The sequence below is a fragment of the Fortiea sp. LEGE XX443 genome (genome assembly GCF_015206815.1).
GTDB lineage: Bacteria > Cyanobacteriota > Cyanobacteriia > Cyanobacteriales > Nostocaceae > Nostoc_B.
Genome location: NZ_JADEXZ010000007.1, coordinates 18301 through 34413, shown reverse-complemented (window position 1 = coordinate 34413; position 16113 = coordinate 18301). Strand labels below are relative to the sequence as shown.

The following is a 16113-nucleotide window of genomic DNA, read 5'->3' as shown; positions in this document are numbered from 1 at the left end:
TGTTCCTTACTCTGTATGTCTGATTTTATCTAAGATTGTTTGTTGCACAACTAGATTTTGTCGCTAGTTTTTTGTATTTTATAAAACTAATTTCCTTAAGGGAAAATATTGAGAATAAGATGTTTTAGCATGTATGACTAAACTTCACAGCACAAATAAACATCATCTTTTAGGAAGATTTTCTAAATTTAATTGTTTGGTTTAATGGGGCGAGTGTTCCGTTTCCGTTGAGGTTAATTTCATAATGAAGGGAAAATCTCTGTCATTGATTGGTACAGCTTTGACTTTGGCTCTCACTGCTAATGTTGCAGTTGCTCAATCCAGTAAATCCCAAATTGCTCAATCTAGTGACACATCCACTAGTTCATCAACGGAAATTCAGCTGTCACCAGAAGGGTTAAAAATTCTGTGTGAGCGTTTCCCTCTAAATTCTCGTTGTCCCAACGGTCAACCACTAACCCCAAGTTCTTCTGGTACTACCACAGTACCAGAAACACAACCTTCTGAAACTACTACACCTGACAGTACAACAGTACCAACTGATCCTAGTACTCCCGATAACATAACTGCGCCTGACTCTACCAATCCTACCAATACAACTCCAGCACCAGGTAGCATAAACGCACCAGATTCCATTACTCCTGATGGTACAACTGCGCCTGATTCCACGATTCCCAACCAAATTACGCCAGCACCAGGTGATACAACTACACCAGGTTTAATCACTCCTGGTGGTACAACTGTGCCTGATTCCACAATTCCCAACCAAATTACACCAGCACCAGATTCTATCACTCCTGGCAGTACAACTACCCCTGATTCCACGGTTCCTAACCAAATTACACCAGCACCAGGTGGCACAACTGCACCAGATTCCAGCGGTACACCTGACAATATGATCCAACCAGGCTCTGTATCTCCCTCCAATTAACAGCATAAGATCGGGTTGTAAAAAACTTCTGTGATATGGCATCTAGTTGAACATTCATCGTGAAAACTGACGATCGCAACGAAGTTATGATGATGGGTAATTAGATGAACATGATATGACAGGTAGTTAAAAGCTAGTGGAATTAATAATTTATAAGAGAGGGTGCGATCGCATTCTCTCTTATAATGTTTGATATCAAAACAAAAAGTAACGCTGCGCCATTGGTAAAACTGTTGCAGGTTCACAAGTTAGTAATTCTCCATCTGCTCTAACTTCATAAGTTTCGGGATCTACTTCCATCTGGGGTAACGTGTCATTTAGCTTCAAATCGCGTTTACTTAATTGGCGTGTTCCAGCAACAGCAACAGCTGGTTTTTGTAATCCCAAATGACTCGGAATGTCTCTTTCTAAAGCCGCTTGCGAAACAAAGGTTAAAGATGTAGCGTGACGCGCACCAGCGAAACTGCCAAACATCGGTTGCATGTGTACTGGTTGCGGTGTGGGAATACTAGCATTAGCATCACCCATTTGCGCCCATGCAATCATCCCACCTTTAATTACTATCTCTGGTTTGACACCAAAAAACGCTGGTCGCCACAAACATAAGTCTGCAAGTTTTCCTGCTTCCACTGAACCTACATACTGAGCAATACCATGCGTAATTGCCGGATTAATAGTATACTTCGCAACATATCTTTTAGCGCGAAAATTATCTGCTTGACTATCTCCGGCAAGACTTCCCCGTTGTACCTTCATTTTGTGGGCTGTTTGCCAAGTACGAATTATTACCTCACCGACTCTTCCCATCGCTTGAGAATCAGAAGCAATCATACTAAACGCGCCTAAGTCGTGGAGAATATCTTCAGCGGCGATGGTTTCTCTACGAATGCGAGACTCAGCAAAGGCCACATCTTCGGCTATGCTTGGGTCGAGGTGATGACATACCATCAACATATCTAGGTGTTCATCTAAAGTGTTGAGGGTGTAAGGCCGGGTAGGGTTAGTGGAAGATGGCAAAACATTGGCTTGTCCGCAGACTTTGATGATGTCTGGTGCGTGTCCACCACCAGCGCCTTCGGTGTGATATGTGTGAATAGCGCGATTTTTGAAGGCGGCGATGGTATCTTCTACAAACCCAGCTTCGTTGAGGGTATCTGTGTGGATGGCTACCTGTACATCATATTCATCAGCCACACTCAGACAGGTATCAATGGCGGTGGGGGTAGTTCCCCAATCTTCATGGAGTTTTAAACCCATTGCACCAGCTTGTACTTGTTCTACAAGTGCTTGGGGTTGACTGGCATTACCTTTACCCAAAAATCCCAAGTTGACAGGAAAAGCATCAGCCGCTTGCAACATCCGGTAAATGTTCCAAGTTCCAGGGGTACAGGTGGTGGCGTTGGTTCCTGTAGCTGGGCCAGTACCGCCGCCAATCATGGTAGTAATACCAGAGGCGATCGCAACTTCAATTTGTTGGGGACAGATAAAATGAATGTGGCTATCAATCCCGCCAGCGGTGAGAATCATCCCTTCCCCAGCTAAAGCTTCAGTTCCAGGGCCAATAATAATGTCTACGTTGTCTTGAATATAAGGATTACCCGCTTTACCAATTTTAAATATCTTGCCATCTTTAATGCCGATATCTGCTTTGACAACTCCCCACCAATCGAGAATCAAAGCATTGGTAATAACTAAATCTACTGCACCATCGGCGTTAGAAATAGGGGATTGTCCCATCCCATCGCGGATAACTTTCCCACCGCCAAATTTGACTTCATCACCGTAAGTAGTAAAGTCCTGTTCTACTTCTATAAATAATTCTGTATCAGCAAGACGGATGCGATCGCCTACTGTGGGGCCATAGGTTTCTGCGTAGGCGCGGCGATCCATGCGATAACTCATAACTACTCCTCACAAACTGCGAATTTGAAATTTTTCAAACTTTATGGGAAAGCCTTTCCCTTCTGGTGAAGCACACATCACGCCTACACTTACAGTTTCCACAGGACTGAGATATGCTAACCTCAGCATTGTATACTCAGTCCCATTCAAGGAATATTCCACTTCTACAGTTGTATTACGTCGAGTTACACGCACCCAAATTGCAGATGGGTTATGTGGCATTGGTACAACAGACCAATCTGAGTAATTGCGTGTGACTACAGCACTAACTTGCTGCACACCATTGACAAATTCAATGCCGCATTTCAACCAATTAAACTCATCTAAGCGCACCATCAATCCAGCTTGATCATATAAATCCTGATAATCGCCATTTACTTTCACTTCAACAATAAAATCACCGCTAATTTGTTGATAAAAAAAGTGACCATTATCTTTAATGAAACCGTAATGAGTTTCCCGCCAAAAATCTGTTTTACCGTTGGAAGTTACTGCGATCGCATCATCTTTTACTTCCCAAACAGACGGTTTATTATACCATTCCATTTCCATAGTTAAAGTGAACCATTGATTTTGCCGTTGAACCCATAAACTTGACGACTCCCAACTAAAGGAACTAATATGACCTCCTTTTCATCTCCTGGTTCAAAGCGAACTGCTGTCCCAGATGGGATATCAAGACGCATTCCTTTTGCCTGTTCTCTGTTTAAATTTAGGGCAGAATTGACTTCATAAAAATGAAAATGAGAACCAACTTGGATTGGGCGATCGCCTGTATTAGAAACTTGTAATTTCACAGTAGGACGACCAACATTTAGTTCGATTTCACCTGCCGCTGTAATAATTTCCCCTGGAATCATAATATTTATAAAAATTAAAAATTAACGAATTGGATTATGTACTGTCACCAACTTTGTTCCATCAGGAAAAGTTGCTTCCACCTGTACTTCATGCACCATTTCCGAGACTCCTGCCATCACATCATCTCCTGTTAATAAAGTTGTGCCATAACTCATCAATTCTGCAACAGTGCGCCCATCTCTCGCACCTTCTAAAATAGCCGCAGAAATAAAAGCTACTGCTTCGGGATAATTTAATTTCAACCCTCTTTCTTTGCGTCTTTCCGCTAATAAAGCAGCAGTAAAAATAAGTAGTTTGTCTTTTTCCTGCGGCGTAAGTTGCATCTTCGCGTCCTTTGCGTCCTTTGCGGTTCGTTTAAATCTGCCAAACTCTTGGTAAACAGATACCACGACTTAAAAAAGAAACTCGCAGTATCTGCCAAACAGCCGTAAACCAGTTTCTCACTTCCGATGTGGAAGCACCGCGATATCTACACAAAAGTCCATGTTCTAGCAGCGTAACACCTGCATGTCCTGCACCATGCCACAAATGTCTTGCTTTTTCCACAATTTCTGCTGATACTGGATTCCCAATCCAGACTAAACTGCCTACGATTGGTTGTCCAAACAAACCATGCGGACTGTGAAAAATTTCTGTGTTACCTGGTAAATACTGGCGATCTATCCACAAGGGTACACCTTGTTGCCAAATTTCAGTATGCGATCGCCATTCTCCAAGGTAAAATTTTTCTCCTCTGGCACTACGACCAAAGCGAGTAATTTCCCAGCCTAAAAAATTGGCTCCAATTGCTAATTCTACCCGTAAATCTTGGCGATAATCTGCGCCGTTAAACAAAATTGTCTCTTGGGGTAGCCATTCTAAACAAGCACCAACATCAATTTGTATATCTATGGCTTGTCTAGCTTGCAAGCCATTGCTGCGATATACCTTACTGGCTGCGGCTGTAGTAATTAAAGCTTGGGTGTGACGTTGGAGGTGGATATTGGCAGATAAGCGATCGCCTCCCACAATACCGCCAGCTGTATGTAAAATGACGCTATGACAAACTTGATCCCCTTCTGGATAAAACGGACGTTGTACTTTTAGCGGTGCTTGATGGTGATTGTAAATTAGTTGGGTAAAATTTTGGCGATCGGCATAGACTAAGTTAAGTTTGCCATGCCAAGCTGCTGTTTGTTGGTTAGAAATCATTGTTAATCAATAAGAAATGAAGTAGAACTAGTTCATACTTCATCCTTAATTATCTAATAATTAGTTTTTATTTTTAATTGGATAATACCCAACTATATTATCTGCTCTGCACTTCAAGATTAAACTTTAAATTTTTTACTCAATTTCCCCTTTCTTTTCATGAAACAGCCAACACCACAAGTAACAAAACTAGCAGCTAAGGTGGTAGGCTCAGGTACTCTGGTATAAGAAACTGTCCCAACGCTGATTTCAGTATTGGCAGCAGTACTTGAAAAAATTGTAAAATCCTCACCCAGGATTTCGTAACTTAAATCACTGACTCTATCATCAAACACATAATCTAATCCTACAAATGGCTCTCCTGTTAAGAAAGTGGTTAAAAATACAACAGGGAAATCTGGAAAATTGAGATCATCTTGCTCCGTGTACACAATATTTGGTTCACCATCGAATTTAAAAGAAAGTGATTTAACTATTGCTACTGGAATATTATCATCACTAAAAGTGGTATCATCAAAGCTAAAAAAGCCCTGTCCTCTGTTTGTCGGACTATCAACTATAAAAGCATAATTAATAATAGCGGCAGAGGCATTTTTTCCATCTAAGGTAGCTAGACCTATCGTTAAACTAGCAGTAGCCAGCAATAATTGTGTAACCAACTTCATCTTATTTCTCCTCTCGATAAACTTCTATAAGTCGTGCCTACTGCAAAGTTCAAAAACAATGCAATTTAAATTTCAAAATGGAAATTTTTGACCGATAGTAACTATGAAAAATACAAGCTACTACGATGTCGTAAGACAAGTAAGTCAGTTGGCAAATACTTAGAGTTAGTTTATTTTTCTCTTGTGGGTTTAAGCCAAGTTTAATTTGAGGTAAAAATAATACTTAAATTTCATATTTTGTAGAAAATTGGCTACATTATTGCTCTAAAGCATTCCTAAATAATTTATGAGAATAACCAAGGACTAATGGCTACGAAAATTCTCACAAATCAAATAGGAGCTTAATATTAACTTCAAGAAGCTTATTTACTCGCGTTTGTAGCGGAACTATTTACACTCATTTGCCACACTTGCAGTAACTGAGTGCGATTTTTTTCTACATTTTTAGCCTTAAAGTCTTCAGAGTAGGAGATAATATTATTCTTCATATCTGCCTCAAGAATGTGGAACTCTTTAGCGTCGAGTTTATTCTTAACCTCGAAAGAGAAATTTTTAGTCATCTGCGCCGACCAATTTTGATCCTGAACAACAGGCATAGCTGCTGTCTTTCCTACATTTTTGTCTTGGCAAGTTGGTAGTTGTTTCAAATCTACGCGATTAGCACACGATTTATCTTGCACAAGAGCTATGTGAGTTGTCACCTTTAGTTCTCTAGTTAAAGCATCTGGTATTGGTTTAGCGTTAACATCATTCATACCTAGGTAGCCGATGTTCTGTAAATCTTCCATCGTCCGTAGCATACTCACAGTATTGTAATTAGTGCTGACAAGGGTGCCGCGCTTGATGTCTTGAGAGTTAGCTACATAGAGTTGATTTTGCTCTCGTGAACGCTGGATTTCGTTTGGCTGGCTTTTTGGTGTGGGTGTATTTTCCCCATATGTAATCCTAAGAGGCATCATGTCTTTGCCTTGCTGGCTATTGGTGAAAACTTTATTAGCAGCTACTGGAGTTTTGCTATCTTTACTCACAGTAAAACTCGCTAAAACTTCTTTTGTTACTACAGACATTGCATCTGTGTCCTGGAATAAGCCGCCATCATAGTTAGAAAAGAGGGCTGTTGATTTAGTATCGTGACTCAACGGCATAAAGGAGGCATTTGGTTCATACTGGATGCCATTGAAAATATGCACACCTGGGGTGACTAAAGGCGCGAAAGTCGAATCTAGTGCAGATGTAGATGTAATTATCTGTGCAGTAGTTAGCAAAACAGATCCACCTTCTAAGTCCCCGATAGGTTTAACAGTCAGAGCGCTTACAGCTTGTATGTTTGCGCTCAAGGTAGTTGCAAGTACAAGTCCTACTAGATACCGTTGACTTTTGTTAATGACCATAAAGCGTTCTATACCTTATATAACAACTAAACCAGATTTTCTTTATTATTATTTAATTTTTATGGTTAAGCCAGCAATAAAGTGAGGTTATCTTTCATATTTATGATCTATGTTATTCTGTAAATTTTTATAAATTATTTTTTAATAAAAAGTAATTTAATTAACATGACTTTTGCTGAACTAGAGCAAAATTATGCACTAAAAAGCTTGCTCAGTAAACTTTTTAGATTTTGTAAGGCTATGTTAATTTTTGCTGAGATATAGCAGTATGTTGTAACAAAATTATGGTAAGTGAATAAAAACTACTCCAAAGGCTAGTGGGTTGAGCGCCGTCGAAATCACTATCCTGGATACTAAAACACCAATTCAATAATGCTGAAAGAACCTCTCCCCCAACCCCTCTCCGACGCGGAGAGGGGAGTTTAGCTCCCTCCTAGGGAAGTTACGGTGTATACACAAGTCGGAAAAACCTGATCCACAATAGGCTTAAATCTGGTAGGGTGCGTTATGGACTAAAGTCTTAACGCACCATCAGAGATTTACGGTGCGTTACGCTGACGCGATAACACACCCCATAACGAGATTTAGGGTGATTAAATTACCTGTGTATACACGGTAGCCTAGGGAAGGGGACTAGGAGGTTAGGTTTTTGATTAGTGAATCGATGCTCTAGGTATTTTATTTCTCTGCACATCACTAACTGAAAGGTATTGAGTGGAACCAGTGAGAGAGTTTGAAGCTTTTGCCCACAATTTAAATGGTGCAACTTGTAGGTACAACAGCTTACCAAATCCTATAGTGTTGATTTTAGCTGCTTTGCACGCACACCCAAGTCCGGGATTTTGGGGCTGATATTTGGATAGTAAGAATGAATATTGTCGCTCATGTAAGGATTCTGAACTTTTCCTAGAAACGAGCGAATCTATAATTTACACAGTCATGAGCGGTTTGATGTTCAAACGTCTTGAAAATCCTCATTTAATCACTGCATGATCTTTTACAAGCAGCCTTTCAAGAAGTTTATTTGTTGGCTTTTTTAATGAAACTATTTACATTCATCGGTCAAAAAGAGAAATTTTTAGTCATCTGCGCCGACTAATTTTACTCATGAATAACAGCCTTGGCTGCTGTCTTTCCTACATTTTTGTCTTGGCAAATTGGTAGTTGTTTCAAATCTACGGGATTAGCACATGATTTATCTTGCACGAGAGCTATGCGAGTTGTCACCTTCAGTTCTCTAGTAAAGGCATCTGATATTGGTTCAGCGACATTATTCATTCCGAGGGAGCGGATGTTTTGTAAATCTTCCATCGCCCGCAGCATACTAACAGTGTTATAGCTAGTGCTGACAAGGGTTCCACTGCGTTTGCTTGTTAATGGGTTTAATCCTTTGTTAGCCGTAGTATTGCTAGTATTTTTGTTTTGGAAATTTTGGTTGTAGTCACTGGTAAGCATTAATGGAGTTTTACCATCGCGGTTGAAGGCTGTACTAGTAACTTCGGGTGGATTAGCATTGACAGGCTCAACAGTCAGAGCGCTTACAGATTGTATGTTTGCGCTCAAGGTACTTACAAGTACAAGTCCTAATAGATACTGCTGACGTTGATTAATTAGCATAAATCCTTCCTTTACCTTATGTAATTGCTCAATTGGCTTTCCTTTATAAATATTTCATATTTCACCAAAAGTTTTATGAGTAATTACTGAAAATAAGTATAGAACTTGCAATATTCAAGATTTAGCTGGCAAATAAGCTGCTCAATGCACAAATTATTAATTTTGTAAAACTGTTTTTGATACAATTCGAGTCTTTTTAAGTTCGGCGGGAGAGAGTTGTTCGCCAGCTTGCAAGCGAGTGGCAGATAGTTGCAGGATGTTGGCTGCATTGGTATCTCCGATTTGTAAGGCTGTTTTAGCGGCAGTTTGTAACATTGTGGCTGCACCAATGCGATCGCCTTGTTGTAATTTCACCTCGGCTAACTGAGTTTGGCGATATTTAGCTAGTGCCAAAATGGACTGCTGCACCTGGGGATTTAATTCAGGTTGATATTTTCTGACTATATTTGCAGATATCGGCACAATCGGGGAGAGTAAAGTCTGTTGGTTGAGGGCTGGATCATCGTAGCGAATTTGAATATGTCCAATCACCTGTTCTCCTTCTGGTAAGTCGCCCAGATACATATTCGCCAAAACTACCCGTTCAACATCCTGCATCAAATCGCCTAAACGCACAGAAAATCCGCCTTGAGTTTCTGGTTGCACTGGTAACTCAATGGTATCTGGAGAAACTTGGGCGATGGGTTTTAGTTCTGCAAGTCGGATGTTAGGCAAAAACGAGAATAACAAGTAAGCATTAGTTAACCCTACTGATTTGAGCCGGCCAAACAAACGATTAAATACTTCTAGCGCTTGTTCAGGACTCTCAATATAAGCCAAACTCCCACCGCCAGCATCGGCAATATTCTCTAGTAAATCTTGGTTCCAGTTACTGCCAAATCCTAAAGTGTTGATGGTCAGATTGATTTTAGCGGCTTTTTGAGCCAGTTCTAAACAACGCTTATTATCATCTGTGCCAATTTCCCACTTCCAAATCCGCAAACTGCTTTCACCATGTCCATCTGTGAGGAGAAAGGCTTGGGAAACAGTGCCTTTTGCTCCCTGCATCAGTTCTGTGATTCCCAATTGTAACCCCTCAGCAATGGCTGTACCGCCACTGGCACTGAGCTTATTTCGCAACTGTGATTTGATAGTGCTGGGATCTTGAATTACCTGGTTGGGAACAATCACTTGCGCCGAACCAGAAAAAGCCACAATGGAGATGCGATCGCCTGGCTGTAATTTATCCAATAATTGCTCTACGGCTTGGATGACAATTTGGATGGGTTTGCCGTGCATGGAACCGCTTTGATCTAGAATCAAGCATAAATTTAGCGGCAAGCATCGGTCAAACTCATCAGCGATTGCAGAAATCGAAATTGCTAATTGACGTTGACTGCTGACTTGAGCCACATCAATATTTGGATCATTTAGCGACGAGAGCAATTGAACTTTCATTGGGGCGGGTTTTCTTGCAACACAGTTTTCGAGACAATACGGGTTTTCTTGCGATCGCTTTCGCTTAATTCTCCTCCCGATTGGAGTTGAGTAGCAGAAGTTTGTAATACCGTGGCTGCACCTGTATCGCCCATTTGCAAAGCAGTTTTCGCCGCAGTTTGCAACATTGTTGCCGCACCGATGCGATCGCCTTGTTGCAATTTCGCTTCGGCTAGTTGGGTTTGGCGATATTTAGCTAAAGCCAGAATTGACTGTTGTACCTGGGTGTTGATATCTGGTTGGTAAACCCTGGTAACATTGCCATAGACCGGGATATTGGGCGTAAATAACCCAGTCTGATTTTCGGCGGGGTCATCGTAGCGAATTTGGACATTAGCGATCGCCTGTTTACCTTCGGGCAACTGTCCCAAATAAATATTAGCTAAAATTATTCGTTCTACATCTTTCATTAAATCGCCCAAGCGGATAGCAAAGCGCCCATCGGCTTCTGGTTGCACAGGGAGTTCGATAGTATCTGGGTAAACTTGGGCAATTGGTTTAAGTTCTGCCAGCCTGACATTGGGCATCAAGGAGAATAGTAAATAAGCATTTGTCAAGCCTACAGTTTGAATCCGGGTGAACAATCGACTAAACTCATGGACGGCTTGATCGGGTTTTTGAATATAAGACAATACACCCAAACCTGCATCGGCAATTCTTTCTAAAACATCTTGGTTCCAATTGTCACCAAACCCTAAAGTATTCAAAGTCAAGTTGTAGCCAGCGGCTAACTGGGCAAATTTGAAGCAGCGGTTATTATCCCCGTGTTCATTTTCGCCATCGGTTAACAAAAAAGCTTGGGAAATTCTTTCCTTCTTGCCTTTGGCTAATTCCTCGATCGCCAGACGCAAACCTTCATCAATCGCCGTCCCACCATCAGCAGATAAGCGGTTAATTTGCTTTTTGATTTGTTCTGGATCTTCCACAGATTGATTTGGGATCAAAACCTTCGCCCGGTGATCGAAGACTACCACACTCAGGCGATCGCTAGGCTTGAGTCTGTCAACCAACAAATTAGCTGCTTTTTTCACAGTTTCTAGCGGCCTGCCATTCATCGAACCACTATGGTCGAGAATTAAGCATAAATTAATCGGGAGATGACGATCTTGAGTCTCCGCGATCGCCGAAACCGATACCGACAACTGACGTTGACTACTGCTTTGATTCGCGTCAACATTTACATCATTCAGGGTAGGCTGCAAATTGACCTTCATAACCCAAAATTCCTAATTCAGGATATATACATATTTATAAATAACTTCAAATCGCCAGATCAGCGCTACGGAAAACTGATCCCGCCCAGATGGATTAAGATATTCACAATATCTTAGAAGCATAGCTCTAGCAGATGACAGCTATCTCGCTCATTAGCGAGGAAACCGCACCTGACGAAAGCTGGCATCACGCTAGGATGTATTACAGTTAACGGCATAATTTCAGGCGATCAGTTGCTATGGACATCTCTCCTATCAAAGCTGCTCAATCCCCCTATTACGGCGATAGATTTTACCGGAAACCGCCACCAGATATATCGTCTTTATTATTAAAGGAGCGAATTGTCTATCTGGGAATGCCACTGGTTCCTGCTATCACAAAACTGATCATCGCCGAACTACTGTATTTGCAGTCCGATGACCCAGAAAAGCCTATTAAAATCTATATCAACTCCACAGGCACTTCCAATTACAGTGGCGAACCCGTTGGCTTTGAAACCGAAGCCTTCGCCATCTATGACACAATGAAATACATTAAGCCATCCATCTATACCATTTGTATCGGTTCAGCAATGGGTATGGCAGCAATGTTGTTGAGTGCTGGTACTAAAGGTTGCCGCGCCAGCTTGCCTAACTCTACTATTATCCTGCATCAGCCTAAGAGCTACGCCCAAGGTCAAGCAACGGATATTCAAATTCGGGCGAAAGAAGTTTTGGCAAACAAAGCATCAATGGTTGAGATTTTGAACCGTACCACTGGACAGACGGCAGAAAGAATCACCAAAGATATGGATCGTTTATTCTACATGAGTCCTTACCAAGCTAAGGAGTACGGTTTAATCGACCGCGTGTTTGAAAAAGAAGAACTCGCTAATCCACCACTACCCGCTAGTGTCCTTTAAATGATGAAGGATGAAGTATGAAGTATGAAATTTTATCCTTCATCCTTCAATCTTTACTCCACATCCTTAATTTATGCCCTCAATCTCAATTAGTTACTAACGGAGCAAATTATGCCTATTGGTTATCCTAGTGTTCCCTATCGATTGCCAGGGGGACAGATGGAAGAATGGGTTCACATTTATACCCGTCTTTCATTGGAACGAATTATTTTTCTGAGTGAAGACGTTAATGATCAAGTCGCCAACGAGATTATTGCCTTCCTGCTCTATCTAGATTCCGAAGACCCAGGTAAAGATATATATTTATATATCAATTCCCCTGGAGGGATGGTAACATCTGGTCTGGCGATTTATGATACGATGCAACACATCAAATCTGATGTGGTGACTATTTGCGTCGGTCTAGCCGCTTCAATGGGTTCTTTCTTGTTGGCTGCTGGCGCTAAAGGCAAACGGATGGCTTTACCTCATTCCCGGATTATGATTCACCAGCCTTCTGGTGGAACCCGTGGACAAGCAACCGATATCGAAATCGAAGCTAGAGAAATTCTGCGGATTCGCCATCAACTCAATAACATTTATGCTCAAAATACTGGTCAAGTTTTGGCCAAGATAGAGAAAGACATGGATCGGGACTTTTTTATGTCTGCCCAAGAAGCTAAAGAATACGGTTTGATTGACCGCGTAATCGAAGAGCGAATCTAAGAAGTGTGAAGTGTGAAGTGTGAAGTATGAAACATTATTTTTCAAACTTCAGCCTTCATACTTCATACTTTCCCAAAACTGTCTAGTTTGAACTATAAATTAGAAAATTAGTGTTTATCATTAAAACTTGATGCTAAAAGCAGACTGCTGATAGCTGTATATTAGATAGCTGATATGTCGAAATGGATCTAGGAGATTGCTACCGTTTATTGGGTTTAAGGCCGGGAGCCTCTTTTGCCGAAATCAAAACGTCTTACAGACGACTGGCGCAGCAATATCATCCCGATATCAACCCAGATGACAAAAAAGCTAAAGATAAGTTTATTGCCTTGACAGAAGCTTATAGGCTGCTCTTAACGGTAGTACCGCCAGAAGAAACAGTCGAACCATCGTCAAGTCAGTTTTTCACGTCTAGACGCGAGGAACCAAAGACGACGCGCCAAGAAACAGCACCAAAAACCACAGTAACTACAGAAAAACCACAGACACCACCCGCGAATATTGCGGAAATCGAACAACGGCTGAAGTGGAAGACTTACGAGCAATTACAAAGATTTTTAAAAGAAAAAAGATTTCCCCAAGCGATCGCCCTCGCCGAAGCTTTAGTAGATCGTTTACCCAAAGATGCGGAAGTACGCCAATGGTTAGCGATCGCTTATCAAATTTGGGCAAGAGCGTTAATTAGCGAACATCAAGTCTTGAAAGCCAGAATTTACCTGAAAAAAGCCCTAAAAACTGACCCCAATAACAAAGCTTTGTGGAATGAAGTGCAACGAGATTTTCAGAAAATAGAACAGATTTTTTAACCGTTAAAATAGATTTGCCCAATTTTTCAAATTATCAGAAATCGCCATGAACAATCCCTAACCGAACCGTATTGGGAAAATGATCGCCTTTCCAAGAATTGCGATCGCTAAAAGGTCAACCGCCTGATGTGCGGACATAAATTTCTTGGCCTTGGGAATCGTAGATAACTATGGGTAAATTAGCATTCTCACTAATGACGGTGAGAGCTTCTTGCAAAACTTGCCAGTGATTAGTTGCATTAATTGCGGGATTAGGATTTTCAGGATTAGCTTCGGAAAAGCCACTTTGGATGGCTTGTTCGTATTCAGGGGTGGTTCTGACAATAATTCCTGTGTTGTTTAAAGTAAAAGTGCAAATCCGAATTTCACCAGCACAAGTTTTATTTAAATCAACGCGGCTTTGTTGCCAAGTGTTAGTAAGTTGAACTTTTTCTTGGGCTTGCTTGAGTCCATTAGAGTAAGGTGCAATCAGACTCTGTGCTTGGGCGTAGTATAAGCTATCTTGGGAAACATTTTTAGCTGTCTGTAAAGCCTGATCCCAGTACGCTGCTGCTGCTTGCCATTGATTGAGTTTTTCGTAGGCTTTGGCTTGTTGGGCAATATTAACTGCTTGTTGGTAGCTTTTAGCTGCTAATTGTTCTAGGGTGGCGCGATCGCGCGCTCTAGCTAATTGTGGTTTATATTCTATTAACAGCTTTTGCGCTTGAGAGTATGCTGGGCTAGTCCGAGGAATCACAATCAAGGCGTTAATAGCGACTTGCCAAGTAGATTGTACCTTTTGCCATTCTCTTAAAGATTTGGCAGAATTTTGCCATTTGATGGCTACACTGGCTACCCCTTTTGCAGCTGTTAGTTTTTTCAGCCATTGTTCTTGGGCGAGTAACTGCTTATTGACAGTTTGCAAGTTAATGCGATACTTCAGTAATTTTGGCTGGATGAAATTATAGAGTTCACTATTAGGATTAACCGTCTCTAATGGGACGATCGCTTGTCGCCACAAATGTTGTCTGGCTTGTAATTCCTCTAAACTATTTGTGGTTGTTTGTGTTTTCTGCTCGGCCTCAGCACCAGCCTGTAAAGCTGTTAAAACTTGGTTAATTTTGTCTGACTGTGCAGCTAAAGTGGTTTTGAGTTCCTCGGCTTGTTGATAGCGAGGTGACCACCCAGGGATCATACTCAACGCAGAGCTAGTTGCATCTAGTCGTTGTTTTACTCCTGTTAGTTCATTTTCTGACTTAGCACGATACATCAGCTGCCTAGATTCCATTTTGAGTTGCGCCGCAATTTCTATCTCTTTGCACTCAAACATCACACAAGGCCTAGTTAGTAAATAACCACCAACTCCTAAAATGACAATTCCTAGTAAACCTGCACCCAGTAAAAGTGGTAAAACTACTAACGGACGTTTACGATGGTTAGTAGATAAATCTGGTGCATCGGCTAAGGGATCAAATGCTGCTTCCTCGACTAAATTTTCTTGAGTAAAGGCAGAATCTGTATTTGTAGCTGCCGAGAATAAGGAACTGGAAGAATCAGAAAAGTCTCCTGTATCCCCGAATCCCCCTGTCCCTGTGTTTTCTTCTCGATGCTTGATAGTGATGGCACGTTTGGCGTAGGGAAGTTTTTCGCTAGTGACTCTGAGAAAACACTGCACCCTTTGCTCCCTGTAAGTTGGTAGCGAATGAAGTGCATCCTCAAGCACTGCAAATATTTGTTCGATGTCAACCTTTACATCGACTGGATGTTGAATCAGAATCATCAACTCGTCTTTGTTGACAGCACATCTAATCTGGAAGACTTGACCCGATGGAACTTCTGCCAGAACTTGTTCCTGCAAAGTTCTGGCTAACAGCTGTAAATCTTCCTGCTGGACTGCTACTTTCATAGAGCGTTCCTGCTGATTATCTATAATTGTTTTTCTATCTTTGAGAGAAATAAATGAATCGCTTGCGTTTGTTGAATACCGATGCACAATTTAACCAACCATAGCCGAAAATAAAATAGACCAACTTTCTAACATAGATTTTGACTGTTCAGGCAAAATACAATATCAGTAATTATTCGTATTTTTAAGATTAGCCGTTTTTATGTGCGCGAATTTACTAATCAGGCTATAAGAATAAATCACAAATAAAACATGGAAATAATAAAATTTTTTATATTTAAAAATACTTTGTTTGTCATAAGTAAATTCTGTGTGTCTAATGTTTATCGCCATCCCAAATCATTTATTAACAGGCTCAAGCAGAAGAAATAGGGAGAAGCGATCGCCTCCGGCGGGGCGGAGCATCATCGCACTATTGCTTGAGTAAGTTTGTAAATCAAGTAAGTAATCAAACAGAATTAATTACATAAATCTTTGACTGTAACCTATACCCTATAACCGTTCGGCTGACGCTCACGGCGGAAGCCTGTTCCCTATCTCCACCCAGAAATTTAATTGTGTCCGGTC

The 16113-nt window shown here is 41.2% G+C and carries 15 protein-coding genes; 4 read left to right on the top strand and 11 right to left on the bottom strand.

Annotated features, from left to right (window positions below):
• Nucleotides 1-244 precede the first annotated feature (244 nt).
• Nucleotides 245-931 (top strand): hypothetical protein, encoded by a 687-nt coding sequence (locus IQ259_RS04910; RefSeq protein WP_193881715.1) that lies wholly within the window; start codon nucleotides 245-247, stop codon nucleotides 929-931.
• A 195-nt stretch (nucleotides 932-1126) separates the two neighbouring features.
• On the opposite strand, the gene ureC is transcribed toward IQ259_RS04910, so the two are convergent.
• The 10 genes from ureC to IQ259_RS04860 form a co-directional block, all read right to left on the bottom strand.
• A complete protein-coding gene (gene ureC, locus IQ259_RS04905) occupies nucleotides 1127-2833 on the bottom strand; it encodes an urease subunit alpha (protein ID WP_193881711.1) in 1707 nt (568 codons plus the stop codon).
• 9 nt (nucleotides 2834-2842) lie between these two features.
• Entirely contained in the window at nucleotides 2843-3379 is a 537-nt protein-coding gene (locus IQ259_RS04900; protein WP_193881708.1) for a DUF1349 domain-containing protein, read from the bottom strand.
• A gap of 8 nt (nucleotides 3380-3387) precedes the next feature.
• Nucleotides 3388-3693 carry an urease subunit beta gene (locus tag IQ259_RS04895; RefSeq protein WP_193881704.1) on the bottom strand — a complete coding sequence of 102 codons (306 nt, stop codon included), beginning with the start codon at nucleotides 3691-3693 and terminating at the stop codon, nucleotides 3388-3390.
• 21 nt (nucleotides 3694-3714) lie between these two features.
• Complete coding sequence (gene ureA / locus IQ259_RS04890) at nucleotides 3715-4017, bottom strand: urease subunit gamma (RefSeq protein ID WP_193881684.1); 303 nt, start codon at nucleotides 4015-4017, stop codon at nucleotides 3715-3717.
• Nucleotides 4018-4048: 31 nt separating this feature from the next.
• Nucleotides 4049-4885: an urease accessory protein UreD gene (locus IQ259_RS04885; protein WP_193881681.1), complete on the bottom strand. Its 837-nt coding sequence runs from the start codon at nucleotides 4883-4885 to the stop codon at nucleotides 4049-4051.
• 119 nt (nucleotides 4886-5004) lie between these two features.
• Nucleotides 5005-5550, bottom strand: a complete 546-nt coding sequence (locus IQ259_RS04880) for a PEP-CTERM sorting domain-containing protein (RefSeq protein ID WP_193881678.1) — start codon at nucleotides 5548-5550, stop codon at nucleotides 5005-5007.
• A 362-nt stretch (nucleotides 5551-5912) separates the two neighbouring features.
• Nucleotides 5913-6941 (bottom strand): hypothetical protein, encoded by a 1029-nt coding sequence (locus IQ259_RS04875; RefSeq protein ID WP_193881675.1) that lies wholly within the window; start codon nucleotides 6939-6941, stop codon nucleotides 5913-5915.
• A 1101-nt stretch (nucleotides 6942-8042) separates the two neighbouring features.
• Nucleotides 8043-8558 (bottom strand): hypothetical protein, encoded by a 516-nt coding sequence (locus IQ259_RS04870; RefSeq protein WP_193881672.1) that lies wholly within the window; start codon nucleotides 8556-8558, stop codon nucleotides 8043-8045.
• Between the two features lie 156 nt (nucleotides 8559-8714).
• The gene (locus IQ259_RS04865; RefSeq protein ID WP_193881669.1) at nucleotides 8715-9995 is read right to left on the bottom strand and encodes a VWA domain-containing protein; all 1281 of its coding nucleotides are present in this window, start codon (nucleotides 9993-9995) and stop codon (nucleotides 8715-8717) included.
• Nucleotides 9992-11248, bottom strand: a complete 1257-nt coding sequence (locus IQ259_RS04860; protein ID WP_193881666.1) for a VWA domain-containing protein — start codon at nucleotides 11246-11248, stop codon at nucleotides 9992-9994. Before IQ259_RS04860 ends, IQ259_RS04865 begins: the two co-directional genes overlap by 4 nt.
• 239 nt (nucleotides 11249-11487) lie before the next feature.
• Here IQ259_RS04860 and IQ259_RS04855 point away from each other — a divergent pair, with 239 nt between their 5' ends.
• From IQ259_RS04855 to IQ259_RS04845, 3 genes are all read left to right on the top strand, one after another.
• Nucleotides 11488-12150: an ATP-dependent Clp protease proteolytic subunit gene (locus IQ259_RS04855; RefSeq protein WP_193881663.1), complete on the top strand. Its 663-nt coding sequence runs from the start codon at nucleotides 11488-11490 to the stop codon at nucleotides 12148-12150.
• Nucleotides 12151-12261: 111 nt separating this feature from the next.
• Nucleotides 12262-12855, top strand: coding sequence for an ATP-dependent Clp protease proteolytic subunit (locus tag IQ259_RS04850; RefSeq protein WP_193881659.1), 594 nt, complete (start codon nucleotides 12262-12264; stop codon nucleotides 12853-12855).
• Between the two features lie 182 nt (nucleotides 12856-13037).
• Entirely contained in the window at nucleotides 13038-13661 is a 624-nt protein-coding gene (locus IQ259_RS04845; protein ID WP_193881656.1) for a J domain-containing protein, read from the top strand.
• Between the two features lie 115 nt (nucleotides 13662-13776).
• Here IQ259_RS04845 and IQ259_RS04840 read toward each other — a convergent pair whose 3' ends face one another.
• Nucleotides 13777-15546 (bottom strand): hypothetical protein, encoded by a 1770-nt coding sequence (locus IQ259_RS04840; protein WP_193881653.1) that lies wholly within the window; start codon nucleotides 15544-15546, stop codon nucleotides 13777-13779.
• Between the last annotated feature and the right edge of the window lie 567 nt (nucleotides 15547-16113).

Bases quoted from the DNA above. Each gene is read 5' to 3' on its own strand.
- IQ259_RS04895 (WP_193881704.1), bottom strand. From the start codon at position 3,693: ATGATTCCAGGGGAAATTATTACAGCGGCAGGTGAAATCGAACTAAAT.
- IQ259_RS04900 (WP_193881708.1), bottom strand. From the start codon at position 3,379: ATGGAATGGTATAATAAACCGTCTGTTTGGGAAGTAAAAGATGATGCG.
- IQ259_RS04870 (WP_193881672.1), bottom strand. From the start codon at position 8,558: ATGCTAATTAATCAACGTCAGCAGTATCTATTAGGACTTGTACTTGTA.
- IQ259_RS04840 (WP_193881653.1), bottom strand. From the start codon at position 15,546: ATGAAAGTAGCAGTCCAGCAGGAAGATTTACAGCTGTTAGCCAGAACT.
- IQ259_RS04860 (WP_193881666.1), bottom strand. From the start codon at position 11,248: ATGAAGGTCAATTTGCAGCCTACCCTGAATGATGTAAATGTTGACGCG.
- IQ259_RS04880 (WP_193881678.1), bottom strand. From the start codon at position 5,550: ATGAAGTTGGTTACACAATTATTGCTGGCTACTGCTAGTTTAACGATA.
- ureA (WP_193881684.1), bottom strand. From the start codon at position 4,017: ATGCAACTTACGCCGCAGGAAAAAGACAAACTACTTATTTTTACTGCT.
- IQ259_RS04875 (WP_193881675.1), bottom strand. From the start codon at position 6,941: ATGGTCATTAACAAAAGTCAACGGTATCTAGTAGGACTTGTACTTGCA.
- IQ259_RS04885 (WP_193881681.1), bottom strand. From the start codon at position 4,885: ATGATTTCTAACCAACAAACAGCAGCTTGGCATGGCAAACTTAACTTA.
- IQ259_RS04855 (WP_193881663.1), top strand. From the start codon at position 11,488: ATGGACATCTCTCCTATCAAAGCTGCTCAATCCCCCTATTACGGCGAT.
- IQ259_RS04865 (WP_193881669.1), bottom strand. From the start codon at position 9,995: ATGAAAGTTCAATTGCTCTCGTCGCTAAATGATCCAAATATTGATGTG.
- IQ259_RS04910 (WP_193881715.1), top strand. From the start codon at position 245: ATGAAGGGAAAATCTCTGTCATTGATTGGTACAGCTTTGACTTTGGCT.
- IQ259_RS04845 (WP_193881656.1), top strand. From the start codon at position 13,038: ATGGATCTAGGAGATTGCTACCGTTTATTGGGTTTAAGGCCGGGAGCC.
- ureC (WP_193881711.1), bottom strand. From the start codon at position 2,833: ATGAGTTATCGCATGGATCGCCGCGCCTACGCAGAAACCTATGGCCCC.
- IQ259_RS04850 (WP_193881659.1), top strand. From the start codon at position 12,262: ATGCCTATTGGTTATCCTAGTGTTCCCTATCGATTGCCAGGGGGACAG.